At 28.0% G+C, this 26,858-nt stretch carries 26 protein-coding genes, 2 tRNA genes and 1 rRNA gene; 22 read left to right on the plus strand and 7 right to left on the minus strand.

The genetic code is table 11. The features are described from left to right. Positions 1–255 precede the first annotated feature (255 nt). Complete coding sequence (locus tag CLPUN_RS07205) at positions 256–987, minus strand: NAD-dependent protein deacylase (protein WP_077846632.1); 732 nt, start codon at positions 985–987, stop codon at positions 256–258. A 291-nt stretch (positions 988–1,278) separates the two neighbouring features. Between CLPUN_RS07205 and rrf the strand changes: the two genes are divergently transcribed. Continuing rightward, positions 1,279–1,395, plus strand: a 5S ribosomal RNA gene (gene rrf, locus CLPUN_RS07210). A gap of 5 nt (positions 1,396–1,400) precedes the next feature. Then, positions 1,401–1,476: transfer RNA gene (locus CLPUN_RS07215), tRNA-Phe, on the plus strand. A 123-nt stretch (positions 1,477–1,599) separates the two neighbouring features. On the opposite strand, the gene CLPUN_RS07220 is transcribed toward CLPUN_RS07215, so the two are convergent. Both CLPUN_RS07220 and CLPUN_RS07225 read right to left on the minus strand, forming a co-directional pair. Continuing rightward, on the minus strand, positions 1,600–2,010 hold the full coding sequence (locus CLPUN_RS07220; protein WP_077846633.1) for a DUF3785 family protein: 411 nt from the start codon (positions 2,008–2,010) through the stop codon (positions 1,600–1,602). Between the two features lie 19 nt (positions 2,011–2,029). After that, entirely contained in the window at positions 2,030–2,707 is a 678-nt protein-coding gene (locus CLPUN_RS07225; protein ID WP_077846634.1) for a uracil-DNA glycosylase, read from the minus strand. Between the two features lie 295 nt (positions 2,708–3,002). Between CLPUN_RS07225 and CLPUN_RS07230 the strand changes: the two genes are divergently transcribed. Continuing rightward, positions 3,003–3,749: a peptidylprolyl isomerase gene (locus CLPUN_RS07230; RefSeq protein ID WP_077846635.1), complete on the plus strand. Its 747-nt coding sequence runs from the start codon at positions 3,003–3,005 to the stop codon at positions 3,747–3,749. Positions 3,750–3,912: 163 nt separating this feature from the next. Here the strand turns inward: CLPUN_RS07230 and CLPUN_RS07235 are convergent, their stop codons facing one another. Continuing rightward, positions 3,913–4,242, minus strand: a complete 330-nt coding sequence (locus CLPUN_RS07235; RefSeq protein ID WP_077846636.1) for an SH3 domain-containing protein — start codon at positions 4,240–4,242, stop codon at positions 3,913–3,915. 409 nt (positions 4,243–4,651) lie between these two features. Between CLPUN_RS07235 and CLPUN_RS07240 the strand changes: the two genes are divergently transcribed. Continuing rightward, positions 4,652–4,873: a hypothetical protein gene (locus tag CLPUN_RS07240; RefSeq protein WP_077846637.1), complete on the plus strand. Its 222-nt coding sequence runs from the start codon at positions 4,652–4,654 to the stop codon at positions 4,871–4,873. A 381-nt stretch (positions 4,874–5,254) separates the two neighbouring features. Here the strand turns inward: CLPUN_RS07240 and CLPUN_RS07245 are convergent, their stop codons facing one another. Continuing rightward, entirely contained in the window at positions 5,255–5,899 is a 645-nt protein-coding gene (locus CLPUN_RS07245) for an HAD family hydrolase (RefSeq protein ID WP_077846638.1), read from the minus strand. A gap of 76 nt (positions 5,900–5,975) precedes the next feature. Further along, positions 5,976–6,051, minus strand: a tRNA-Pro gene (locus CLPUN_RS07250). Between the two features lie 339 nt (positions 6,052–6,390). Here CLPUN_RS07250 and CLPUN_RS07255 point away from each other — a divergent pair. The 3 genes from CLPUN_RS07255 (at position 6,391) to rsmI (ending at position 9,425) form a co-directional block, all read left to right on the plus strand. Beyond that, positions 6,391–7,635 (plus strand): C40 family peptidase, encoded by a 1,245-nt coding sequence (locus CLPUN_RS07255; RefSeq protein ID WP_077846639.1) that lies wholly within the window; start codon positions 6,391–6,393, stop codon positions 7,633–7,635. A 193-nt stretch (positions 7,636–7,828) separates the two neighbouring features. Then, positions 7,829–8,578, plus strand: coding sequence for a tRNA1(Val) (adenine(37)-N6)-methyltransferase (locus tag CLPUN_RS07260; protein WP_077846640.1), 750 nt, complete (start codon positions 7,829–7,831; stop codon positions 8,576–8,578). Between the two features lies 1 nt (position 8,579). Then, complete coding sequence (rsmI, locus tag CLPUN_RS07265) at positions 8,580–9,425, plus strand: 16S rRNA (cytidine(1402)-2'-O)-methyltransferase (protein ID WP_077846641.1); 846 nt, start codon at positions 8,580–8,582, stop codon at positions 9,423–9,425. Between the two features lie 105 nt (positions 9,426–9,530). On the opposite strand, the gene CLPUN_RS07270 is transcribed toward rsmI, so the two are convergent. Beyond that, the gene (locus CLPUN_RS07270; protein ID WP_009172954.1) at positions 9,531–9,776 is read right to left on the minus strand and encodes an AbrB/MazE/SpoVT family DNA-binding domain-containing protein; all 246 of its coding nucleotides are present in this window, start codon (positions 9,774–9,776) and stop codon (positions 9,531–9,533) included. A gap of 551 nt (positions 9,777–10,327) precedes the next feature. On the opposite strand from CLPUN_RS07270, the gene CLPUN_RS07275 reads away from it, so the two are divergent. The 15 genes from CLPUN_RS07275 to CLPUN_RS07345 all read left to right on the plus strand — a co-directional run bounded on the left by CLPUN_RS07275 (position 10,328) and on the right by CLPUN_RS07345 (position 26,760). Continuing rightward, positions 10,328–10,918, plus strand: a complete 591-nt coding sequence (locus CLPUN_RS07275) for a DUF1836 domain-containing protein (RefSeq protein ID WP_077846642.1) — start codon at positions 10,328–10,330, stop codon at positions 10,916–10,918. Positions 10,919–11,095: 177 nt separating this feature from the next. Next, entirely contained in the window at positions 11,096–13,381 is a 2,286-nt protein-coding gene (locus tag CLPUN_RS07280; protein WP_077846643.1) for an ATP-dependent DNA helicase, read from the plus strand. A 127-nt stretch (positions 13,382–13,508) separates the two neighbouring features. Further along, a complete protein-coding gene (locus CLPUN_RS07285; RefSeq protein ID WP_077846644.1) occupies positions 13,509–14,687 on the plus strand; it encodes a DegT/DnrJ/EryC1/StrS family aminotransferase in 1,179 nt (392 codons plus the stop codon). A gap of 167 nt (positions 14,688–14,854) precedes the next feature. Then, positions 14,855–15,439, plus strand: coding sequence for an acyltransferase (locus CLPUN_RS07290; protein ID WP_077846645.1), 585 nt, complete (start codon positions 14,855–14,857; stop codon positions 15,437–15,439). A gap of 29 nt (positions 15,440–15,468) precedes the next feature. Then, entirely contained in the window at positions 15,469–16,785 is a 1,317-nt protein-coding gene (locus CLPUN_RS07295) for a nucleotide sugar dehydrogenase (protein WP_077846646.1), read from the plus strand. 310 nt (positions 16,786–17,095) lie between these two features. After that, positions 17,096–18,280 carry a D-alanyl-lipoteichoic acid biosynthesis protein DltD gene (gene dltD / locus CLPUN_RS07300; RefSeq protein WP_077846647.1) on the plus strand — a complete coding sequence of 395 codons (1,185 nt, stop codon included), beginning with the start codon at positions 17,096–17,098 and terminating at the stop codon, positions 18,278–18,280. Positions 18,281–18,409: 129 nt separating this feature from the next. Then, positions 18,410–19,924, plus strand: a complete 1,515-nt coding sequence (gene dltA / locus CLPUN_RS07305; RefSeq protein ID WP_077846648.1) for a D-alanine--poly(phosphoribitol) ligase subunit DltA — start codon at positions 18,410–18,412, stop codon at positions 19,922–19,924. Further along, complete coding sequence (dltB, locus tag CLPUN_RS07310) at positions 19,921–21,078, plus strand: D-alanyl-lipoteichoic acid biosynthesis protein DltB (RefSeq protein ID WP_077846649.1); 1,158 nt, start codon at positions 19,921–19,923, stop codon at positions 21,076–21,078. The genes dltA and dltB overlap by 4 nt, the downstream gene beginning before the upstream one ends. 12 nt (positions 21,079–21,090) lie before the next feature. After that, positions 21,091–21,324: a D-alanine--poly(phosphoribitol) ligase subunit DltC gene (dltC, locus tag CLPUN_RS07315; RefSeq protein WP_077846650.1), complete on the plus strand. Its 234-nt coding sequence runs from the start codon at positions 21,091–21,093 to the stop codon at positions 21,322–21,324. Between the two features lie 329 nt (positions 21,325–21,653). Further along, on the plus strand, positions 21,654–22,499 hold the full coding sequence (locus CLPUN_RS07320) for a YihY/virulence factor BrkB family protein (protein WP_077846651.1): 846 nt from the start codon (positions 21,654–21,656) through the stop codon (positions 22,497–22,499). Positions 22,500–22,681: 182 nt separating this feature from the next. Further along, a complete protein-coding gene (locus tag CLPUN_RS07325; RefSeq protein ID WP_077846652.1) occupies positions 22,682–23,029 on the plus strand; it encodes a single-stranded DNA-binding protein in 348 nt (115 codons plus the stop codon). A 769-nt stretch (positions 23,030–23,798) separates the two neighbouring features. Next, positions 23,799–24,128: a DUF6514 family protein gene (locus tag CLPUN_RS07330; RefSeq protein WP_077846653.1), complete on the plus strand. Its 330-nt coding sequence runs from the start codon at positions 23,799–23,801 to the stop codon at positions 24,126–24,128. A 66-nt stretch (positions 24,129–24,194) separates the two neighbouring features. Then, positions 24,195–24,566, plus strand: coding sequence for a holo-ACP synthase (acpS, locus tag CLPUN_RS07335; RefSeq protein WP_077846654.1), 372 nt, complete (start codon positions 24,195–24,197; stop codon positions 24,564–24,566). Next, on the plus strand, positions 24,566–26,068 hold the full coding sequence (locus CLPUN_RS07340; protein WP_077846655.1) for an NAD(P)H-hydrate dehydratase: 1,503 nt from the start codon (positions 24,566–24,568) through the stop codon (positions 26,066–26,068). Before acpS ends, CLPUN_RS07340 begins: the two co-directional genes overlap by 1 nt. 68 nt (positions 26,069–26,136) lie before the next feature. Beyond that, entirely contained in the window at positions 26,137–26,760 is a 624-nt protein-coding gene (locus tag CLPUN_RS07345) for a germination lipoprotein GerS-related protein (protein ID WP_423237285.1), read from the plus strand. The last annotated feature ends 98 nt before the right edge of the window (positions 26,761–26,858 follow it).

Genomic DNA, 26,858 nt, shown 5'->3' on the forward strand with positions numbered 1-26,858 from the left:
AAAACACTAAAATGTTTTCTAAAGAAAGTATATAGTTCAAAAAAATATACAACGAAGTGCCATAACTATGTCAAATGATTGACTGTAGTTATGGCACTTATAAATTGTATATAAATAAAAATGGGGGAGAGGCGATTAAATATTGAAGTTTAATACTTCGTTATTAGTTATTACCAAATTAAATTTATTTATACATAAATTAAACTAAATTTTTATGTTTTTAATAAAATTTTAATTCAATATAAAATATGCCAGTTATAAATTACTTAAAGCTTCACTCAGAACTTTTCCGAAAGAATCATTAATTACCAAATCAGCTTTGGAATCAGCAGAAGTAGAGCTTTTATTTATAAGAACAAGATTTTTACCATTAAAATAATTTATTAATCCAGAAGCAGGATAAACTACAAGTGAAGTCCCGCCAATAATAAGAGTATCAGCTTTAGAAATTGCATCTATTGCACCTCTAATTATGCTATCATCTAAACCTTCTTCATAAAGGACTACATCTGGTTTAACAGCTCCACCACATTTAGTACAAGTGGGAACTTCGTTAGCTTCTAAAATAAAGTCTGCATCATAAAATTCATTACATTTAACACAATAATTTCTATGAACAGATCCATGAAGCTCAAAAACATTTTTACTTCCTGCCATTTGATGAAGCCCATCTATGTTTTGAGTTACTATAGCTTTTAATTTTCCCATTTCTTCAAGTTTAGCTAATGCTAAATGACCACTATTTGGTGTGGCTTCTGGATATATAAGTTTTGACTTATAAAAGTTAAAAAATTCTTCTGGATATTTAATGTAAAATGAATGTGATACTAATTGTTCAGGAGTAAATGTAATGTTTAGTTTTTCATTAAATAATCCATTTGAACTCCTAAAATCCGGAATGTTAGATTCGGTACTGATACCGGCTCCTCCAAAGAAAACTATATTATTGCTTTCTTTTAGAATTTTTGATAATTTTTCAATACTCATAAAAAACACCTTCTTAATACTTAGTAATTTTATTATCTCACAATTAACCTATTAAATAAATTGCAATATAAAAATATGTATTTATATGTAAGTTATAATTAATTTACGTAATTAGTTCTATGTAAGGTAAGTGAGTGTATACTATTTATTTGTCGAAAATATATGTGGTGTATAAGAGTAAGAGTATTTTAGGATTTATAAGAGAAAAAAATAAGTTAATTAGAAAAAAATAAAAAAACTTTAAAAAAGTTGTTGACATAATAGTTATATCTCGATATAATACTACTTGTATCTGGTGATGACGGCGTAGAGGTAACACTCCTCCCCATTCCGAACAGGACAGTTAAGGTCTACAGCGCTGATGGTACTGCACGGGTGACTGTGTGGAAGAGTAAGACGTTGCCAGGTAATATGGCTCGATAGCTCAGTCGGTAGAGCAGAGGACTGAAAATCCTCGTGTCACTGGTTCGATTCCAGTTCGAGCCACCATAAAAGCATTAACTTAAAGTTAGTGCTTTTTTACTTTTGTATAAAATTTATAAAATAATAATTAAGACTATCTCATAATCACAAATTTTGAGATAGTCTTAATTATTAGTATTAACTCCAATATTAAACTGTACACTGCTCGACATCTATAGAATAAGTCCCACAATTAGGACAGACAGTTACATTAACAATATAACTATCATCAATTTTGCCTAGACTGAAAAGTCTATTAAAAGATGTGATCTTATATTCTTCACTGATTGTGTTTATTACATATTCATTATTCTTTGTATAAATGTAAAAATGATATTCTAAGTAACGATAAGATTTATTTATTTGTTCTTGAGTGTCACAAGAACATTTACCAGAATAATATTCATTTGAAAAATTTACTTCTTCGCCTTCATTTAAAGCAGTTAATACTGTATTTACAGATAAACCTATAACTTCATTTTCATCATCAAAGAATATTCCTTCGCAATTTTCTTCTGTTAATATGTATTCTTTACCATCAGAAATAAATTTGTAATCCATAAGTGCCTCTTCTCCCTGTTTATATATTTTCAATTTGCCAATCAATAGGTGTTTGATTGGTAGAAATTAAAAAGTTATTAGCTTTTGAAAATGGCTTACTACCAAAAAAACCTCTTGATGCAGACAATGGACTTGGATGAACTGATTTTATAATGAAATGTTTTTGATTAGTAATTAAGCTGGATTTTGAAATAGCGTTATTCCCCCAAAGGATAAATACTATAGGGATTTCTTTTTCATTTAACACTTGAATAATTTTAGTGGTGAATTCTTCCCAACCTTTATTTTTATGGGAATTAGCTTCTGTAGCTCTGACTGTAAGCACTGTATTTAATAGTAGTACCCCTTGATCTGCCCACTTCTTTAAATATCCGTTATTAGGAATATAGCAGCCTAAGTCAGAACTTAACTCTTTATACATATTAATTAAAGATGGGGGTGTTTTTACACCAGGATTAACAGAAAAACTTAGTCCATGCGCTTGATTTGGACCATGGTAAGGATCTTGACCTAATATTACAACCTTAACTTTTGAATAAGGTGTAAAATGTAAGGCATTAAAAAGATCATACATATTTGGATATATAATTTTAGAATTATATTCAGCTATTAGAAATTTTCTTAGTTTAATATAATAGTCTTTTTGGAATTCAGATTCTAAATAAATTTTCCAATCATTCTTTAATATTTCAGACATAACATCACCCAAGATTAGTATAACATTTTAAAACTAATTTATGTATAAGACATTTTAAAAAAATTAGTAATATGTTCTAAATAGTTTATTTATTTAAGTTGGAGGTTTACTTTATAATAGTTGTAAACAGGTTAGCTAAAAAGATAAGGAACCTCAACTAAATTTAAATCACATAGAAAATTAAAATTAATTAATTTATATTATTGTTAGAATCGGTAGATACTGTTAAAATAAAGAAGGTACATAAAATTTGAATACGCAAATATAAAAATAGTTATATAGAAGGAGAATTTAAATGGAAAATAAGGTATTAGCAGTTGCTGCAGGAAATGAAATAACAGAAAAGGATTTAAACACAATAATTTCAAGATATCCTCAAGAACAAAGAGGTGCACTACAAAACGAAGATAAGAAAAAACAATTAGTAGAACAATTAATTTCATTTGAGTTAATGAATAAATTTGGAAAAGAAATAGAATTAGACAAAACTCAAGAATATAAAGATGCTATAGAAAATATATCAAAAGAAGTTATAACTTCAATGGCTATAAATAAGATATTAGCGGATGTAACTGTTACAGATGACGAAGTTAAAGCATATTATGAAGGTAATAAAGAAGCTTTTGGTCAACCAGCAACAGTTTCTGCTAGGCATATATTAGTTGGAACAGAAGAAGAAGCTAAAAAAGCAAAAGATGAAATTATAAGTGGAGCTTTATCATTTGGTGATGCTGCAATGAAGTATTCAACATGTCCATCTAATCAACAAGGTGGAAACTTAGGAGAATTTTCAAAAGGTATGATGGTTGCAGAATTTGAAGAAGCTGCATTCACAGCAGAAATTGGAGTTGTTACTGAACCTGTTAAAACTCAATTTGGATATCATTTAATAGTAGTAGATACAAAAAATGAAGCTTCAATAAAAAGTTTTGATGAAGTTAAAGATAGTGTTTTAAATCAATTATTACAACAAAATCAACACACTAAATATGATCAAATATTAAAAGAATTAGAAGCTAAATATGGCGTAGAAAGAAAATAGTTTTGTGTAAAAACAAAATTGTATAATTTCAAGCAAAAGAGGGTCTGTCTCAAAATGAAACAGACCCTCTTTTGAATTATATGTATGAAAATTCATAATATAATTTATTGGTTGTCATGCCTTAGTTTATATGGCATTTACTATATAGATATATTACTATTAATTACCCGTATATGTTATCCTCAGTTATATATCCATATATACCTTTATAACTAACATAATACCAACGGTATCCATCAGCAACTATAACTGGATTAGTACTATAAACTGTTATTGGATCTCCTGGTTGAAGAAGACGTTTTATACCATAATCAAGACCTCCTCCTTTTCTAAGGCAAGCATCTTCCTTAGTTACATGGCTGTACCATGTTTGGCTATTTGATAATAGTGAAGTGTTATTTTCAGTAGTTTTAGTTTTTGCTTGTGCAACTATACCTGTTGAAGGAATAGCAAATGCAGTAATTAATGCTAGTGCTAGGGCTAATTTTTTCATAGTAATCACCTCGTTAAAAAATTGTAGCTATTTCAGCTATGTTCAGGTACATATTCTCATAAAATGTAAATTAAGTAAATATATATTCCTTAAAACGTACAAAATCATCCGTAAAAAGATAATATATTCCCAAATAGTATTTTTACGACTAAAAATATAGGTTTTACGATAATAAAAATGACTCTTGAAAACTAATGATATAGTGGTGATGTTTATAAGTGAAGACAAAATAATTGAGATCTATAATCACGTAATATTACAGGTTATAGATGAGATTCAAAAAGCAAAAATAGAATTATCTAAACTTCTAGCTAAACATGTAAAGTCATTAAAAAGTCAATTTAATAATAAATAGTAAATCTATATCATCCTATGCGTTAAAGAAAACTAAAATTTAAAGAATTAAATTATGGTAAAATCTTGGTGGCAAGGAGTTGACGAAGGAATGACTCTTGGACTAAACGGCAATCATTATGAAATGCAAATACAACAAGTTCTCGAATGTGAGATATATGGAGACTCCTTGCAGTATATAATTAAAAAAATCATATTATTTTACAAGATATTTGGTAAATCTAGTGAGCAAGTAGATAGTAAGCAAATGTCTATTTTTATGAATGTAAAAAAGTAATGATTCCCAAACTGACGAATTACATAGCTGGGAAATATCTAGACAATTTATTTAGATATGTTATCAGATATAGATTTTAAAGATAAGGATAAGGAAAGGATGTCAAAAGTTAAGACTTGGAAAAAATAAAGAATTAAAAGCATAAAAATGTAAATAAAGATTTACGGTTTTTAAATATTAAGTTTTAACCACAGCAGAAAGCAATGCGTCGATTTTTTTGACGCTTACGAATTTTATAATCATGAAACTCTTATAGAATTTATAGTTTACAATATCAATTACGAAAGGGTAAACATAAATGTCTTTAACTATCAATTATATATTGTCAATTGAAAATGTGGTTAGACAACTTTGAGTTTGAGTTATTTTTGGTTTAAATGTTTATAATAACTCAGAAAAAGAATAAATATACTTATCAGCATATTTAAGAAGTTCTTCCTTAGAATTCAAACATTCATCATCTTTTACAGCAATAACTTTCATATTGGCAGCTTTTGCACCTTTAATAGCTGGTAATATATCTTCAAATACTAAACAATCCTTTGGTCTAATACCTAGCTTATCAGCTGCTAGCAAGTACACATCAGGACAGTTCTTACCATTAGAAACTTCATCAGTTGTTGTAATTGAATCAAAATAGTCATAAATATGATTGTTTTTTAAACATGCTTCTAATAATGGAACGGAATTGCTTGTAGCCAATCCAATTTTTATATCAGAAGATTTTAGATGATTTAAAAAATCTTTTACTCCTAATTTTAGTTTTACGTTATTAGAGTAGTGATTAAAGGCCATCTTGTGCCAATCGTCTAAGATTTCTTCTGTTGAATCAGCAAGGTTAAATCTTTCTTTAAAATAAACAGCTGTTTGAGAAAAACTTAAATGAGAAATTTCATTTCTTAAATCTTCAGGCATAGAATGTCCTTTTGTTTTAAGATAATCAACATCAATTTGAGACCAAACCCACATAGAATCAACTAGTGTTCCATCCAAATCAAAGATTGTACCTTTTATATCAGCTAACATAAAAAACCTCCTAAAAATAATAAAAAACTTAAGGGTGATTTCCTTAAGCTAACATGATAACATATTGATAATGTTTTGGTCGGGGTGACAGGGATCGAACCTGCGACCTCATGGTCCCAAACCACGCGCGCTCCCAGCTGCGCCACACCCCGAAGACATATTTAATTATATATTTAAGTGGTTTTTCTGTCAAGGATTTTAGAAAGTGTATATAATGAAAAATAGATTTTATTAGTATTATATGGTTTGAAATAAGGATTTAGTAAACTTAAGGAAAAATAAGTTTCGATATGTATATATTTACTAACAAGTTTGTTATAAGAAATATAAAGAATAAGTTAGAATAAGTGGGGAATATGGACTATATATAGATATTAGTAGAATAACTTAAAAATTCGCCCTATATATGAATTGTCCATTTTTAGTGAAAGTGTTATAATTGTAAAAGATGTAGATTAATGAAGGAGGGAAGGTTTTTAGACCGACGTTGAATGAAAAACAAAATTCTAGCTATTATGTTAGCAAGCGTAATCGTTATAGGTAGTTCGGTACCAGCATTTGCTACGCCAAATAATCAACAATTGAATGATTCAAGGCAGAAATATGCAGAAATTGAAAATAAAATACAAGACATTCAAAATAAGATTTATGACTTAGATATGAAGATAGAACCTCTACAATTAACTGTGGACAAAAATACTAAAGAAGTAAAAAATATTAACAAAGTTATTGCTAATACTACAAAGGATATTGAACAATGTAAGGAAGAAATTAATACAATGGATTTAGCTTTAGGAAAAAGAGTTAAAGCAATGTATGTATCAGGGGATGCAGAGTTTAGTTATTTGAGTTTTTTACTTGAATCAGAGTCAACAAGTGATTTCTTTTCTAGGGCGGAAGCTGTAAGTAAAATTGTAGGAAAAGATAAAGAAGCAATAGAAGAAGTAACTAATAAAAAAGAAGAATTAAACAGTAAAATTCAATCATTAGAAGATAAGAAAAGCGAAATAGATAAACTTAACAAAGAAGTGCAAGCTAGTATAAGTGAATTGGACGGTAAAAAGAAAGAGCAAAAAACTTTAGCAGACGAAGCACAAGCAGAAAGAAGTAAATTTGATTCGGAGTACTTATCTCAAATAGAAAGAGAGACAGTAAAATCTCAATTTGATGTTATAGGTAATTCTAATAGTTCAACACCAGATCTTCAATCAGCAATAGCACAATTGAGAAATATTAGAGATAATCAAATTAAGAGTGAAATTGTTAAGAAAGAAATTAATGAAAAAATAATAAAAGCATTAGCAGTTGTGGATTCAAGAAAAGCAGCAGAAGTGAAAGCGGCGACAACAGCAAGCAGAGGAAAAAGTCGTTCATCTGCCATAGTACCATCAGCAGGAAATGCACAAGCGATTCTAAATGAAGCATATGCACAATTAGGAAAGCCATATGTATATGGAGCAACAGGTTCAGCTAACTTTGACTGTTCAGGTTTTACTCAGTATGTTTTTGAAAATGCAGCAGGAAAAGATATATCAAGAACTACATATTCACAAATCAATGAAGGACAAGCAGTTAGCCAAGATCAACTTCAACCAGGTGACTTAGTATTTACACATGCAGGTCATGTTGGTATATATGTTGGTGGTGGTCAAATGATTCATGCGCCTCAAACCGGTGATGTAGTCAAGGTTGGTCCTGTATATAGCTTTTATGCAGGAAGAAGAATAGTTAATTAGTAAACAAAAGAAATTAGTTGTTAATATCTGATTTTAGTTATAGCCCTTCTGTTTAGATGCAGGAGGGTTTTTTTATTTAATTTGTGATGTTATAATGTGATGAGTATAATTAAGTTTCTCTTTATAGAAGATAAGCTGATTTATGAAATTAAGATTAATGTAGTTAATTGCATTAAAAGTAGAGGAAGAAAATATGGATAGTAATTTTAAATATACAATGGAAGATGAAACAATAGACGATTTGCAGCTTAAAGGTTTAAATTTGATTCAAAAAAAAGATGGTTTTAAATTTGGAATAGATGCTGTTCTATTATCAGATTTTGCTTGTGTAAAAACAAAACATAGAGTAATAGATTTATGTACAGGAACAGGAATAGTTCCATTTTTAATATATGGCAAATATAGTCCACAAAGTGTATGTGGATTAGAAATTCAAGAAGATATGATTGATATGGCTAAAAGAAGTGTAAAATTAAATTCGTTAGAGGAGAAGGTTTTTTTCCTAAATGAGGATTTGAAAAATATAGAATTTCTAAAGAAGCTTGAGAAGTTTGATGTGGTTACAGTAAATCCTCCATATAAATTAAATAATGCAGGTATTCTTAATCCAAATGACAAATTGGCTATAGCGAGACATGAAATGTTATGTAATTTAGAGGATGTGATTTCAGCTGCAAGAGTATTGTTAAAAGATAATGGAAGGATGTTTATTGTACATAGACCAGAACGGTTAGCAGATATTTTTACCCTAATGAGAAAATATAAAATAGAACCTAAAAGAGTGAAAATGATACATCCTAAAATGGGAAAAGCGCCCAATATTGTTTTAGTTGAAGGACAGAGAGATGGAGGAGCTTATTTAAAATGGGACGCACCATTATATGTTTATGATGAGAATGGTAAGTATACTAAAGAAATAAACTTAATATATGGGAGGTCATAATATGGAAAGCGGAAAGTTATATTTAGTGCCAACACCTATTGGAAATTTAAAAGATATTACATTAAGAGCTCTTGAAACTTTACAAGAGGCTGACTTTATAGCGGCGGAAGATACTAGACAGACTTTAAAATTATTGAATCACTTTGAAATAAAAAAATCTTTAATAAGTTATCATAAATTTAATGAACAAATTAAAAGTGATAAAATTATTGAGTTGCTCATGGAAGGTAAAAAGGTTGCTTTAGTATCGGATGCAGGAACACCAGGAATATCAGATCCAGGTAGTGTTATAGTACAAAGATGTATTGAGCAAATGATTAATTTTGAAGTGTTGCCAGGAGCAACGGCAATAACCACAGCATTAGTTTATTCAGGATTAGATACAACAAAATTTCTTTTTAGAGGTTTTTTACCTAGAGAAAATAAGGATCGAAAAGTCGTAACAGATGAACTTATACAAAGTCAAGAAACACTTATATTTTACGAAGCTCCACATAGATTAATAGATACATTAAAATTTTTATTAGAAACATTTGGAGATAGAAAAATTGCAGTATGCAGAGAATTGACTAAGATATATGAAGAAATATATAGAGGAAGTATAAGTGAAGCTGTGCAGCATTTTGAAGAAAAGAAACCTAGAGGTGAATTTGTACTTGTATTAGAAGGGAAAAAACTTGAAGATATAAGAGAAGAGCAAAGAGAGGTTTGGATTAATTTATCTATTGAAGAACATATATTAAAATATGTAAATGATGGGATGAATAAAAAAGATGCAATAAAACTTGTAGCAAAAGAAAGAGAACTTCCCAAAAATGAAGTTTACAAATTTTCGACTAATATATAATAAAAACAAACTATTTCAAGGCTATTTTAATTAAAATAGCCTTGAAAATAGTTCACTACTAGATTTTGATACCTACTTGATAATATTATTATATACTATCAAATATTATCTGTTGTTTTTAATTTCGTCTAAACACTTAGTGCAAATATTCTTGCCTTTGTAGTTAATAACATCTCTTGCATCTCCACAGAAGATACAAGCTGGCTCATATTTCTTTAAGATTATTTGCTCACCGTCTACATAAATTTCTAATGCATCTTTTTCTGCAATATCTAAAGTTCTTCTAAGTTCTATAGGAATAACAATTCTTCCTAATTCGTCTACTCTTCTAACTACACCTGTTGATTTCATAAAAATTCCTCCTAATTACACGATTCGACATTCTACTATACTATATTACCAAACATGTAATATAAAGTCAATGGATATTTCAATTAATTTATAAGAAATTACAAATTTCAACTTTAATTAACATCTTACTTAAAATATACTACCATATTTTAGAAAAGTCAATAGGTTTTGTCTATAAAAATATAATATTAATTTTATGTTAATAAATTAAGTGACACGGCTTATACCAACATTTCTTTAAAATCAGTAAATGTATTAATTTCATTATATTTACATATTAGTAAAAGTTAATTAAATATTTACATGTATTAGGTGGCGAATACTTTGACAAAAAGGCGATTACTATACGTAATATTGTCGATAGTTTACATAAAATAGATATTTTTTTGTATATTTATATTCAAATAAAAAGCTGATATATCGTATAATATCAATAATAATAAGACAAAATAAAAAATACAAAAATTAATCTTTGAAAGTAATTTGTAATAAGTTAATAATTACTATATAATATATTTATTATTTAAGCAAAGAAAGTATGGGTGTATAAAATGGAAAGAAAATTTGATTCAGATTATATAAAAGAATTAGCAGAAGAAATGTCTAAGGGAAATTCCGTTTCATATGAAGACTTTCCAAAGTATGATTTATTTTTATCGCAAGTAATAGATTATTTAAATGATAAATTTATTGATGAGAATTTTACGAATAATATAGTTCAAAACTACATTAAAAGTGAAGTTATAACTAAGCCGGAAGATGGTAAAAAAAGAGGATATACTAAGATGCATTTAATACAATTAGTATTAATTAGCCACATGAGACCTCTTTTGACAACCGAAGAAATTAAAAAAGTTTTTAGACTAGCTTTTAACGAAATAAATGATAGAAATGATGATATATTATCCTGGGAGGAAACGTATAAGACTTTTATACAAATACAACAAGAAAGCTTAGACGATTATTTAATTACATCATTAACCCATGGAGATAAATTGCAAGAAATGATAAAGAACTTTGATTTAAGAGAGAAGGATGAAGAAAGAATAAGAATTTTCTTGTTAGTCCTATCTTTAATAGCGGAAGCAAGTGTTATTAAAAAATTAGTTCAAAAAATAGTTAAAGAATATGAAACAGATTAAATTACATAACATATATATGCAGGGAAGCGTGAATACAAATATATAGAAACACTTACTTAATTGGGATTAAAGATTATAGGCAAATTAGGTGAGTGTTTTATAAATATGTTTAAGAATTGAATCTTTATTACTGTTAGGGGAATAGATAGTTTGCTATTTCAAAGAGAGGAAAAATTTATGGATAAAATTATAATAAAGGAATCCGTAAGAAATTTAGTAGAATTTTGCTTGAAAAAGGGAGATATAGATAATAGATTTTCAGGAAGTGCTAGAGCTACTGAAGGCATAAAAGCACACCAAAAAATTCAGGAGGATAATAAAAAGATATATGAAAATTATAAAAAAGAAGTATATTTATCCTATGAATTTGAATTAAAAAACAGTGTAATAAACATTGAAGGACGAGCAGATGGAGTTATAATAGAACAAAATAATAGTATAGTTGAAGAAATTAAATCTACATATAAAAGTTTTACTAATATAGATGATTCAAATGAAGTACATTGGGCTCAGGCAAAAGTTTATGCCTTTATTTATGGAAAACAAAATGATTTGAAAGAAATTTATATAAGATTGTCTTATATGCAGCTTGAAACCTATGAAGTTAAAAGCTTTGAAAAGAAGTTTCAAATGGAAGAACTAGAAGAGTTTATTTTAAAGATATTATATGAATATGAGAAATTCAGCATTTTGATATTTAAACAAAAAAATGAGAGAAATGAATCAATAAAAAACCTTAAATTTCCTTTTGAAGAATATAGAGCTGGACAGCGTAAACTGATTAACATATCATATCAAACTATAAAAGAAAAAGAAATTTTATTTACTCAAGCACCCACAGGAATAGGAAAAACTATATCGACTATTTTTCCAGCAGTTAAAGCAATTGGGGAAGGCATTGGGGAGAGAATAGTGTACTTAACAGCAAAGACTATAAATAGAGAAGTGGCAGAAGATACGTTTGAGAAATTAAGGCATGAAGGCCTTAGTTTTAAGAATATTACAATTACAGCAAAAGAAAAAATATGTATTAATGAATCCTTTGATTGTAATCCAGAAAAATGTATATATGCACAGGACTATTATGGTAAGGTGAAAGATGCTATAACATATATTATTGAGCATGAAGAAAGAATTTCCTCGGAAATATTGCAGAAATATGCTGAAAGTTATAAAGTATGTCCCTTTGAACTTTCTTTAGATATAAGTCTTTATTGCGATGGAATTATAGGTGATTATAATTATGTTTTTGATCCGAGGGCATCCCTAGGGAGATTATTAGAAAGCGCTGGCAACATAGTTTTAATTGATGAAGCACATAATTTGATAGATAGAGCAAGAAGTATGTATTCAGCATCCTTATGTAAAAGTCAAATATTGCAATGCAAAAAACTAACTAAAGGTAAATTAAATAAAATACATAATTTATTAGGAAAAATTAATAATTATTTTATTGATATTAGAAATGAATGTGATCATAAAGATGTTCAATGGTTGTGTGAAAAAGAGGAGCCTAAGGAGTTAAATAAGCATTTACAACTTTATTTAAAGGAAAGTGAAGAAATTTTAGTTAGAGGAAATAGATTTGAGTGTTATGAAGATATACTACAATTATATTTTGATGTGAATTCATTTGTATCTACAATGCAGTTGTATGACGAAAATTATATAACTTGTATGGAAAAAGAAAATCAAGATATGAGATTAACCTTATATTGTGTAAATCCTGCTAAAAATTTGAAGGAATATTTGTCAAAATGTTATTCCGTAATTTTCTTTTCAGCAACTATATCTCCAATAAAATACTATATATATATGCTTGGAGGACATGATGAAACTTATAGATTGAAGCTTCCATCACCATTTAAAAAAGAAAATTTAAAGGTGTATGTTAGTTGTATTAATATAAGATATACACATAGGCAAAGAACCTTAAAATCAGTGAAAAATAAAATTATAAAATTTATTTCAAAAAATATAGGAAATTATATAATTTTTTCACCATCATATGCATATATGGAATTGTTATGGGAAGAAATGAATCAAGTTAATATTAATGAATTTCAACTTATAAAACAAAAGCCAAATATGAAGGAAGAGGAAAAAAGTGAATTTTTAAGGAGTTTTAAGATAAATAACAATTTATTGATGTTTTGTGTTCTTGGAGGAATGTTTTCAGAAGGTATAGATCTGCCAGGAGAACAATTAATAGGAAGTATAATAATTGGAGTTGGATATCCTATGATATCAGTGAAAAATGAAATAATAAAAGATTTTTATGGACAAAATGGATATGATTATGCGTATGTATTTCCTGGAATAAATAAAGTGCAGCAAGCGGTTGGAAGAGTAATAAGAACAGAAACTGATACGGGAAGAATTTTGCTTATTGATGATAGATATATAACGAATAAATATGAAGTTTTACTGCCAAATGAGTGGCACCCAATAAATAAATATTGACAAGATTAAACTTAGTAAAACAAAAAGTTTATTTATCTATTTAAGTATGTTAAAATATTCATGTTGGTTTTAAGGAACAAAGGAATTTAAACAAGATATTTTAAAGTAGGATTAAGGAGCGAGGAAAATGAATATTCCATTAATTGATTTAAAAGCTCAATATAAGTCTATTTCTGAAGATTTAGATAGAGTAACTAAAGAAGTACTTTCTTCTGCAAGTTATATTATGGGGAAGAACGTAACAGAATTTGAAAAAGAATTTGCAGAATATATAGGGGTTAAACATGCGATATCAGTAGGGAATGGAACTGATGCTTTAGTTATTGCATTAAAATCTTTAGGAATAGGAAGTGGAGATGAGGTAATAACTTCACCATTTACTTATTTTGCATCTGCAGAGGTAATTTCAGCTGTTGGTGCAACACCTGTTTTTGTTGACGTAGAAAAAGAAACATTTAATATAGATCCATCTAAGATAGAAGAAAAAATAACTAAAAATACAAAAGCTATTATACCAGTTCATATATTTGGTCAAAGCGCTAAGATGGATGAAATTAATGAAATAGCAAAAAAACATAATTTAAAGGTTATTGAAGATGCCTGCCAAGCAGTAGGTTCTAAATATAAAGGCAAAATGATAGGAACATTAAGTGATGCAGCTTGTTTCTCATTTTTCCCAACCAAAAATCTTTCATGTGCTGGTGACGGGGGAATGATAGTGACTTCTGATGATAATATAGCAACTATAGCAAGAGCTATAAGAACGCATGGAAGCGGAGAAACTGGTCAAAAAGCGTATAATCTATTAAATAATATAACAGAAGAAATAGAAACCTTTAAAGGCGGAGACGATACTGTATACAATCCATTAAAATATTATAACTATTTAATTGGTGTTAACTCAAGATTAGATGCTATTCAAGCCGCAATTTTAAGAGTTAAATTGCCATTTTTAGATAAATGGAATGCTAGAAGAAGAGAAATAGCTAAAATATATGATGAAAACTTTGAGGACTCAAATGTTGTAATACCTACAGTTGATAAGGATAATGAAACAGTTTATCATCAGTATGTATTACAATCAGACAATAGAGATGTTATGTTAAATAAGCTTAAAGAAAAAGGTGTGGCAACAGGTGTATATTACCCAGTTCCATTACATTTACAAAAAGTTTATAAGGATCTTGGGTATAAAGAAGGAGATATGCCAGTTTCAGAGTATTTGTCTCACAGAACCTTTGCAATACCAGTTTATCCAGAATTAACAGAAGAAGAAATAAATTATATAATTGAAAGTATAAAGTGAAACTTTTGAGGTGGAATTTTATATTACAGATGAACTTAGTTGAACTTATCTAGGGTCGTGACGTTCTTAGGTTATCATCAGAAGGACGGGAACCTTAGAACGATTAAACATCAGACGGGGTACCCCTTGAGGGTATAAAAGAATAAAATAGTAGGCGAGGATACTTTATGGATAATAATTATTTCGTACATGAGTCTAGTTATGTAGATGATAATGTTAAAATAGGTGATGGAACAAAGATTTGGCATTTTTCTCATGTTATGAGTAATTGTGAGATTGGAGAAAAGTGTAACATAGGGCAAAATGTTGTTGTATCACCAGGTGTAAAGCTTGGAAAGGGTGTAAAAATACAAAACAATGTATCTGTTTATACAGGTGTTATTTGTGAAGATGATGTATTTTTAGGGCCATCATGTGTATTTACAAATGTGGTTAACCCAAGAAGCTTCATTGAAAGAAAAAGCGAATATAAAGAAACTATAATTGGAAAAGGTGCATCCATAGGTGCAAATGCAACTATAGTATGCGGCCACAATATAGGGAAATATGCATTAGTAGGTGCAGGAGCAGTAGTCACTAAACATATACCAGATTATGCCTTAGTTGTAGGTAATCCAGCAAGTATCTTAGGATATGTATGCAAGTGTGGAGAAAAATTAAGGTTTAAAGAAGATTATGCAACATGTGAAGTTTGCGGAGAAAAGTATGAAAAAGAAAATGGAAATGTTAAATCAGTTAACAATCAATTGTAAATTATTAACTAAAGTAGTGGAGGTATAACATGTCAGCATTAAAACAACAATTATTAGATAAAATAAATAATAAAACAGCCAAAGTAGGTGTGGTTGGACTTGGTTATGTTGGATTACCATTGGCTGTAGAAAAAGCTAATGCTGGATATCAAACTATTGGTTTTGATGTTCAAGAAGCGAAAGTTAACATGGTTAATGAAGGAAAAAATTATATTGGCGATGTAGTAGACGAAAATTTAAAAGAAATAGTAGAATCTAAACTTTTAAGAGCGACTACAGATTTTAGTTTTGTTAAAGATGTAGATACTATTTGTATTTGCGTTCCTACACCACTAGATTTATATAAGCAGCCAGATTTATCATATGTTGTTGATTCAACGAGAAGTGTTGCACAATATTTGCATAAAGGTATGCTTATCATTTTAGAAAGTACTACGTATCCAGGAACAACAGAAGAAGTTCTTAGACCGATTTTAGAAGAAAGTGGTCTTAAATGTGGAGAAGAATTTTTCTTAGCTTTTTCACCAGAGAGAGTTGATCCAGGGAATAAAGATTTTAACACTAAGAATACCCCAAAGGTTGTTGGAGGATGCACAGAAGATTGTACTGAAGTTGCAGCAGCATTATATAGAAATGTATTAGAGGGAGACATACATACAGTATCATCACCAGCTGTAGCTGAAATGGAAAAAATATTAGAAAACACTTTTAGAAATATAAATATTGGATTGGCTAATGAAATGGCTATTTTATGTAACAGAATGGGAATAGATGTATGGGAAGTTATTGATGCAGCAAAAACTAAGCCTTATGGATTTATGCCATTTTATCCAGGGCCAGGTTTAGGGGGGCACTGCATACCACTTGACCCATTTTATTTAGAATGGAAGGCAAAGGAATATGATTATCATACAAGACTAATTGAAACATCAGGGGAAATCAATGACTCAATGCCTGACTTTGTATTAGATAATGTAATGAAAATTTTAAATAAGAGCAAGAAAGCCTTAAATGGTGCAAATGTTCTTTTGTTAGGTGTTGCATATAAAAATGATATCGATGATTATAGAGAATCACCAGCATTTAAAGTAATAGAATTATTAGAAAAGAATGGTGCTGACCTTAAGGTAAATGATCCATACTGTTCGGTATCTAAATATAAAGGTAAGACTTATAATTCAGTAGATTGGACTGAAGTTATAGATGATTCGGATATTGTAATCATAACAACAAACCATAGCTGCTATGATTATGAAGAAATTGTAGCTAGGGCTAAAGTAGTATATGACACAAGAAATGCAACTAAAAATGTTGTTAACAACAGAGAAAAAATTTATAAATTATAAGTAAGAATCAAAATTTTATATTTTGTTTTTAGAACTTACTCAGTGAACGTATGTGAGTCGAGTTTCATTATAAAAAAATAAGAGCATTTTAATTTAAGAATAAGTTGTCTCAAATAATTTAAGGCATCTGAGAAAATAACAGTTAATATATCGGATATATTTTGTGCTAGGTAAAATAGATGCAATCCAGCCGTAACAGGGCTATAGGAAAGTTTTATTAATAGGATTATGGTACAAAGTGAAATATATTAATTAGTTATTTTCTTTTATGTGTTTTAAGTATTAATTTAAGATGAAGAGGTTGCTATTAATGAAGAAGATAATTAGTTTTTTAATACCTATATTAATTGCAATTATAAGTGTAATAGCAATTAATAATATTTTAGATAATCAGATAGTGAATTTAGTTAAACAAAAAAATCCGTCACTAATTGGCCGTAATTATGGAGATTTAACTAAGGATAGAAGTGTTATAATCAAAAATATATTATCCAATAAAGGTGATTTATTTTTAATGGGTTCATCTGAAATGGGAGTATCAGTCCCGCAAAACTCTATAAACTTTTTCCCGTTTAATGGAGTAGATTATAATGTAAGCTGCTTTGGGCGTGCGTATACGCAAGATTTACAACAAGCAACTCTACTTGGCAGCTGTGATTTGAAAGAAAATCAAAGAATAGCCCTTATAGTTTCAATTCAATGGTTTGAGAACTTTCATGGCATGGATGCAGGAGACTTTGTTGTTAATTTTTCAGATATACAATTTTATAATTTTTTAAAGAATCCTAAAATAAGTAAAGAAAATAAGATTTATTATGCTAAGAGGGTATATCAGCTTCTAACTGGTGCAAATAAATATTATCCAGAAGCTTTATATGCAAGATTATATTATAGCGAAAATCCTCTAAAAAATGTGGTTATGCTAGCCTTTAAGCCTTATTATGGCATTAATGAGTATTTATCTAATATTAAAGATAAAGCATTAATTTATAAGAAATTAAAAGCATTGCCAGATAAACAAAGTAATGCAGAACTTAAAATCGTTAATTGGCAAGAAGAATATGATAGTGTTGAAAAGGAAAATAGTGATATTCCATCTACTAATAAATTTCACCTTACTGATGAATACTACAACAATAGGATTGCAGGAGTAGAGGATACTATTAAAGGAAGATATAAGGATATGGATCTTGTAAATTCAAAAGAAATGGATGACTATAAATTCCTTCTAAGTGTATGTAAAGACCTTAATATGGAGCCATATATTATATTACCTCCAGTTAATGGCTGGTATGATGATCACTTAGGGTTAGAAAAGGATAGAAGAGATGAATATTATAACACAGTAAAAGGTTTGGCTAATGACAGTGGTTTCGATGTTCTTGATTTGGGGAATTATGATTATGAAAAAGATTTCTTAGTAGATGTAATGCATTTAGGAAAAGAAGGGTGGCTTAAAGTAAGTGAAGAGATTTATAAGCACTTTAATAAATAGTAGAGATTTAAAAAGAACTATAATATTATCAGTAACCATAGTATTAGCACTGATAGTGTATTTTTTCTATTCATTAAGTGATATGCCATTTGTATATAATCAATTTTAATAGTAGTGGGGGAATAAGCCGTGAAGATATTAGAGAGTATTGATAAATTTGCAAAAACTGAAAGAGTAGCAGTTAGATGTTTAGATAAAGAATTAACTTATAAACAACTTAAAGATTTTTCAGATAAAATAGCAACATACTTATTAGAAGAATTTAAAGAAGATAGAACACCAATTGTTATTTATGGTAATAAAGAAAATGAAATTTTACCTTTAATGATGGGTGCATTAAAATCAGGAAGAGCGTATGTACCATTGGATATATCTTTTCCAGCAGATAGAATAAGTCAAATAATAGGAGAAGTTAAACCTAAAGTTATATTTAACTGCACTGAATATTCTATAGATTCAAATAATATACTAAAATTAAATTTAGATGAAATAAACGATATATTTAACAGTGATCTTGGTGTATCAGTAACAAAGGAAAACTGGGTTAAGGATGAAGATAATTGCTATATATTATTTACATCTGGTAGTACAGGAAAACCTAAGGGAGTTCAAATAAATAAAAGAAATTTAGATTCCTTTATTAGCTGGTTTGAGAAAGATACATATATGGATGAAAGTTCAACAGTAATGTTAAATCAGCCCGCATATTCATTTGATTTATCAGTGGTTCCACTATATTTAGGCTTGTGTAATGGAAAAACTTTATTTAGTTTAGCAAAAAGCACATTAAAGGATTTAGGTGAAATGTTCAATCAATTAGCTGAATCAAATACAGAGTGTTGGGTTTCAACACCTACATTAGCTGATATATGCACTAAGTTTGATGATTTTAATGGAAAAGTAATGAATAAAATTTCAAAGTTTATATTTATAGGGGAAGTACTTACTAAAAATACTGCTAATACACTTATTGAAAGATTTCCCAATGCTAAAGTAATAAATGCTTATGGACCAACAGAAGCAACTGTTGCTATTTCAGTAATTGATATTGATGAAAAAATGATAGAAGATGAAAAGGAATTACCAATAGGATATCCAATGTCTAATTGTGAGTTAAGAATAGAAGACGAACAAGGTAATAAACTAAATGATGGTGAAAAAGGTGAACTCGTTATAATTGGAGATAGTGTAAGCATAGGGTATCTTAATAATCCTGAAATGACTAATAAGGTCTTCTTCAAAACTAAAGATAATAAGCAAGGATATAAGACTGGGGATTTAGGTTATTACGAAAATGGAATATTATATTATTGTGGGAGAAAAGACTTCCAAATAAAATTAAATGGATTTAGAATTGAAATTGAAGATATAGAAAATAACTTTAGAAAACTTGAAAATATAAATAATGTAGCAGTTTTACCAGTATTTAATGAAGAAAATAAAATCTCTCATTTAACAGCATTCGTAGTTCTTAATGTGGAAAATGAATTATCAAATTTAAAGAATTCTACATTAATAAAGAATGAATTAAAAGAGTTTATACCAGAATATATGATTCCTAGAAACATTAAGATTTTAAAACAATTTCCTCTAAATACTAATGGGAAGATTGATAGAAAGAAACTTATGGAGGATTTAAGATGACATTAACTCAATATGGAGATTATTTTTATTTATATATATTAATGATATCTCTAATACCTTCTATTATCTTAGGTTTATTACAAAAGAAAATTAAATATTATGGTATGTTTTTATCAGTATTAATATTAATACTTACATTTGGGTTAAAAACTAGACAAATGTTATTACTTTTAATGTTTTTAGCTGGTGAATTAATATTAATTAAAGTATATTCAATACTTAGAAAAAAAACAGACAATAAATATTTATATTACTTGATATTATTTCTTTCAGTGACACCAATAATTATATTAAAGGTAAGTCCATTGACAAGATTTAGTACAATAGGGTTTATAGGATTATCATATCTTAACTTTAAAGCCATACAGATGATTATTGAAGTATATGATAACACTATAAAAGAAATAAGCTTTATAGATACATTGTATTTCTTTATATTTTTCCCTGTGTTAACTTCTGGACCAATCGATAGATCAAGAAGATTTAATGAGGACTTAGAAAAAAATATAGAAAGAAAAGAATATATAAATGATTATTTAATACGTGGAATTGAGCATATAGCAAGAGGTATAGGGTATAAATTTGTATTAGCTGCTTTAATCAGCGTCTTATGGATGGATAAAATACCTAAAGATATAACGTTAATAAATTCTTTGAACTATATGTATTCATACAGTTTATATTTATTTTTTGACTTTGCAGGGTATAGCTCTTTTGCAGTAGGTACGAGTTATATCTTAGGTGTTAAAACTCCAGAAAACTTCAATAAGCCATTTTTGAGTAAAGATATGAAAGAATTTTGGACTAGATGGCACATATCATTATCAAAGTGGTTTGGAGACTATATATACTCAAGATTTGTTTTAAATAGTATGAGAAACAAAAGATTTAAAAATAGAATTATTGCATCTCATGTAGGTCAAATGATAACCATGGGAGTTATGGGAATTTGGCACGGTTTAGAATGGTTTTATATATTGTATGGATTATACCAAGGTTTAGCGCTAGTTGGGACAGATATATATCAACGTAAGTCGAAATTTTATAAAGCACATAAAAAAGAAAAATGGTTTCAATATATCCAAATAGCAGTAACATTCCATATAGCATGTTTTGGCTTATTGTTATTTTCAGGGTATTTATTTAAAAAGTAGGAGGAATTAAAAATGGAAGAAAAAGTACTAGATATGTTAATTGAAGTAACCGGTAGTGATGATATTGCAGAAGAAAAAGACACTGATTTATTTGAAGCAGGATTACTTGATTCGCTAGGAATAATAGAAGTCTTACTAAAGATTGAAGAAGTTTTTGGATTAAAATTACAACCAACTGACCTAGAACGAAACGATATGGCTACAGTAAATAATTTAGTAGAATTCTTAAAAACTAAAATATCTTAAGTTTAACAAATTATATTGAAGAGGCTGATTAAAAATGTACAAAAGCAAAAGCCTCAGATAAAATCACAAACCATGCATAAGAGGAATAAATAAATTCGTCTTATGCATGGTTTTTCTTAATTTAAAATTGTTTAAGATAAAGGCATACAAGACATACATTATGTAGAGAATATAATATGTTAAAATAGAGTAAAATATATTAAATACTATTTTGCATAAGTAAGTAAAATTATTTAAATATAAGTAGTTTGAATTTATAAATATAGTATATTTTTAATTTATCAAATTTGATTTAAAAATTATATATGAATAATGGAAATGGTGATTATATGAAAAAGATAAATTTCAATTTTATGCATGAATTAAATATATTTATACGTCTTATCGCTAAGATTAAGAAGGATGATGTATTCGCATTATCGTCTCAATTAGCTTACTATTTAGTATTATCTTTTTTTCCATTTATGGTGTTTTTAATGACATTAGTTGGATTTAGCAGGTTAAGCTCTAGTGATGTCTTAAAAGACCTAAATGTTATGCTGCCTAAAAGCGTATTAGAATTAACACAGTCAACGATTAGAGAGATATTTGATAAGCAATATAAAGGATTATTATGGGTATCTATATTTTTAATGGTATGGACATCATCATCTGCATTTAAGGCTGTAATAAAAAGTGTAAATAAGGCGTATGATTTGGAAGAAGATAGATCGTTTATCAAACTATCTATTATTTCTATGCTAGGGATATTTGGATTAGCTATAATTATTATATTAGCGTTAGGAATGTTGGTATTTGGAAATGTGATTGGAGAGTATATTATTAATTATTATTCATTATACAAATTAATAATAATTCTCTGGAATATATTTAGATATGCATTCATGATTGTTGTTATGATATTTATATTTATAGCTATTTATAAACTTGCACCAGCCAAAAGACTAACGTGGAAAGAAGTAATTCCAGGATCTGTATTTAGTACTTTAGGATGGATATTAATATCGTTTGTTTTTTCATTTTATATTGATAATTTTAATAATTATTCTAGATTTTATGGAAGTTTAGGCGCTGTATTCATACTTATGACATGGATGTTTATTATATCAATAATATTTATTTTGGGAGTAGAAATAAATTTTGTGATAGAAGAAATTAAAAATAAAGTTGAGTAGCGAAACAGAAGCATATGTTAATTATTAAAGTATGTGATTCTGTTTTTTGGGGCATAACGGAATAACAAATTAGAATTTATTAATGAAGCAGGAACGATATGCTTAATTAGTTTTTATTTTAATTGAATAGAAATTTCTAAACTGGATATAACTTTAGAGGAAAAATATTCAGGAGGTAAGATATGAATAAGATAATATTATTAGGAAGATTAGTTAAGGACCCTGAACTAAAACATAGTGAAAATGGGGATAAGAGTTATACTAAATTCACAATTGCTGTGCAAAGGAATTTTAAATTACCAGATGGAGTTAGGGAAGCAGATTTTATACCAATTAGAGTTTTTGGTAAAAAGGCAGAAGTTATAGTTAAATATATGAGAAAAGGAAGCCTTATTACAATAAGTGGAAGACTTAGAACTGGAAGTTATGAAGATGGAGAGGGAAATAGAAAATATATAGCAGAAGTTATAGCTGAGGATTTTAAATTTATTGAAAATAAGAAAACTCAACAACAAGTTTTAGAAAATTAATATAAAGAGCAAAAAGAAATTTTCATATAAAAATCTTTAATTTAAATATTCATATATGTTGTAATTTTAATTTTTCAATAAAATTAAGTTATCATAATTAATTTTATTAAAGATTAACTTTTACAACATATACAATATATGTAATTTAAAAATATGTTAATAATATATTTTTAGATAAATAAAGATTATATAATTTAAACTAATAGTATTAAGAAAGTTAAAGCTAGAATATGTTGTATTATTTTATTTTCATTTAATAATACTAAATGTATAGCAAAAATAGAAAGCTTAAGAATAGAGGTTTTAATAAGTAAATATAGCATATATTCAAAATATATACTATAAAAAAATATTTATACAAAAAGTGTTGTATTTATATAAGAATGTGTTATAATAAAGATGTAAACGATATCTAAGAGATATATTTTTCAATTATGGTTAAACAAAAAAAGAGATTATGAGGTAAAAAAAGAGCTATTAGCTCTTTTTTTATTTGAGAAAATAAACGTTTGTTTACATAGTACAATAAACTTTGAACTAAAATATATATAATAAAAACGCAAATTTCGACAAATGATACCTTGTCTATGAGGTTTTGAAGTATGTATATGTTGTAAAAGCAAAATGAAGAAGTTTTATTGTCAATAAAAAAAAAATGAATTATGAAATCAAGGACAGGCTTTGACAATTTATTGACACACTATATGATAGTATAGTATTAAAAGGAAAGTTTATTACTATTATTAAATATTTAAGGAGTTGAGGGGTTATGAATTTAGTTGATGAATATACATCTATACATAAGGGTGAAGACGTTGAATATAGATATGTATACAGACTTATAAAAAAATGTTTTAGGGGAATAACTGCATATGGAATTGAGATTGAAAGAAAAGATTATGTTGGATTGGCAAATGTAAACTTGGAAAGAGAAAGCGTAGAAGTAATTTCAGCACATAGACATAAAGTAAAACAATTACTTATTAAGTTATATACCAATAAAGTATCTCCATATCATTTAATTGATCTTGTAGGTAGTTATGTAGATGAGTACGCTTATGAATTTGATAGTGGAATGGAAGAAAAAGTTGTAAATTAATATAAAAGAATAGTTAAGAATTTACGCCAATGTATGGTAACATATTATTAAGAGAGGCGATAAATTATGATTATTGGAATTGGAACTGATATAATAGAAATTAAGAGAATAGAAAAAGTAATAAATAGAACGAGTAGTTTTATTGAAAAATCATTTACTTATAATGAAATTGAATATTTTAAATCAAAAGGATTAAAAGGGAATGTAGTAGCTGGCAATTTTGCGGCGAAAGAGGCGATTAGTAAGGCACTTGGAACTGGATTTAGAGGATTTGGATTAAAGGATATTGAAGTTTTAAGAGATGAACTTGGAAAACCAATTGTAAAGCTAAGTGATAAAATTTATGAATTATTAGATGTAAAAGAATTTAATATTCATATTAGTATTTCACATAGCCAAGAAAATGCAATAGCATACGCAGTAATGGAGGTGATATAATGCTTCAAGTTTTTTCAGTTGAGCAGTGTAAGGAAATGGATAAACAAAGCATTATAGATATAGGAATCCCAGGAGTTATACTCATGGAAAATGCTGCAATAGGTATGTTTAAAGAAGTTGTTAATAAAGGAGAGTCATTTTTAATATTATGTGGTAAAGGGAATAATGGAGGGGACGCTCTAGCATTAGCCAGACATTTAATATTAGCAGGGAAAAAAGTAAGAGTTTATATTGTAAGTGCAGATAAAAATTATACTTCGGATTTTCAAATTAATTTCAATATATTAAAAAAATTAATTAATGAAAGAGAGCTTTTGTTTATAACATCAGAAAACGATATAAATGAGTTTCTAGCTAAAGAGCTAGAAAGTTATAATGTTATTGTAGATGGAATTTTTGGAGTTGGACTCAACAAAGATTTGACGGGAATGTTTAAGAAAATTATAGAATATATAAATTCCTATGGAAAGTTTATAGTTTCAATTGATGTTCCATCTGGCTTAGACTGTGATTTGGGTATTGAGAGGGGAATTGCAGTACATGCTGATGTTACTTATACATTTGAAGTCGTTAAAAAAGGATTTTTAAATTATAAAGCAATTAATTGTATTGGAAAGATGAATATATTGAAAATAGGGATACCAGAATGTATAAAAAAGGCTAATGCACGAGGTTTTTGCATTTTAGAAGAACATGAATATAAACAATTACTTCCTAAAAGAGAGGTATATGGTCACAAAGGAAGTTATGGTAGAGCACTAGTTGTAGCTGGAAGAAAGGGATTTACAGGGGCGGCTTTTATTGCAACAGAATGTACAGTTAGAACAGGAGCAGGGTTAACCACATTAATATGTGATGAGGACGTTCAAATAGCACTAGGAAATAGATTAATAGAAGCTATGACATTAACTTGGAAGGATAATGTTATAGAACTTATAAAAAGTGCTGATTCTATTGCTTTTGGACCTGGAATTGGAACAGGAGATAGGAAAGAAAAGTTATTAGAAGAAGTTGTTAATAATAGTAGTTGTCCAATTGTAATTGATGCAGATGGGATAACATTGCTAGGGAAAAATAAGTTCTTATTAAATAATTTAAGGGATAGAATAATTATTACTCCACATCCAGCCGAAATGGCACGATTTTTAGGCATAACAATTGAAGAAGTGGAAGACAATAGAGTTAATATAGCAAAAGAAGTAGCTAGAAAATATGGAATAATTGTCTTGCTAAAGGGGTACAATACTGTAATTTCAAACGGAAAAGATGTTTATATAAATCCAACTGGTAATAGTAGAATGGCGTCAGGAGGAATGGGAGATGCATTGACGGGAATAATAAATGGATTTTTGTCACAAGGAGTTAACTTAGAACAAGCAGCTCTTTTAGGTGCCTATATACATGGGAAAATAGGGGATAGGCTGGGAAAAAAATTTTACATAGTAAATGCAAGAGATATTATAGGTGAATTGCCAAAAGAAATTAATATTATTTGTAATTAGGCATAAAACTTCAAGGATTTTCATAAATAGTAGTAATTAAGTAATAAATCTTTGGAGGAATTATAAATTTGAACAAAATTTCATTTAATAAAAAATTAATCATAGGTGTTCTAATTTTTGCTCCCATATTCATTATTTCATTAGTTATTTTATTTAGGAATTTTATTAGTCCCTCAAATGAAAGTATTATTAATGAATTGAGGAATACGAAATTATATAGCAGCAAAGTAAATTATGTATTTAAAAATTCAAAATCACAATTTGAAGAAAATACAATTCAGTATTATAGTTTTGATAAAGGAGCTAGGATAGAATTTAAAGATGGGTACGAGAGAGTTAAAGTATATAAGGGAGGCGAAATCAAGGTAAAAGAAAATAGTGATGGGGAATATATTCTTAACAAGGATATAGATACAATTTATCCACTAGCATTTATAGAAAATATTTTATCAAGTTTAGAAAATGCTGAAATTAAAGAGGTTAAGACTGAATGGAGTGATTCAATTTATTTGCAAGTTGATATCACATATAATAGTAATAATAAACATTTAAATAAGGCTGAGTTTTTTGTAGACAAAGATAAAGGGGTTCCAGTTTTATTAAAGATTTTAGATGATGATAATAAAGAAAGAATAATAATAACTTATAAAGATTTTAAAAAAGAAAAAAGCCTAAGTGATAATTTGTTTTAAAAGAATAAGTTTATTAAAATTGAAATAAGGCCCGCATTAACATTAAAAATGATATACTATGTTTTAAAGAATTTATGAAGTACATACATAAGTTGTAA

The organism is Clostridium puniceum, assembly GCF_002006345.1.
Taxonomy (GTDB): Bacteria; Bacillota; Clostridia; order Clostridiales; family Clostridiaceae; genus Clostridium; species Clostridium puniceum.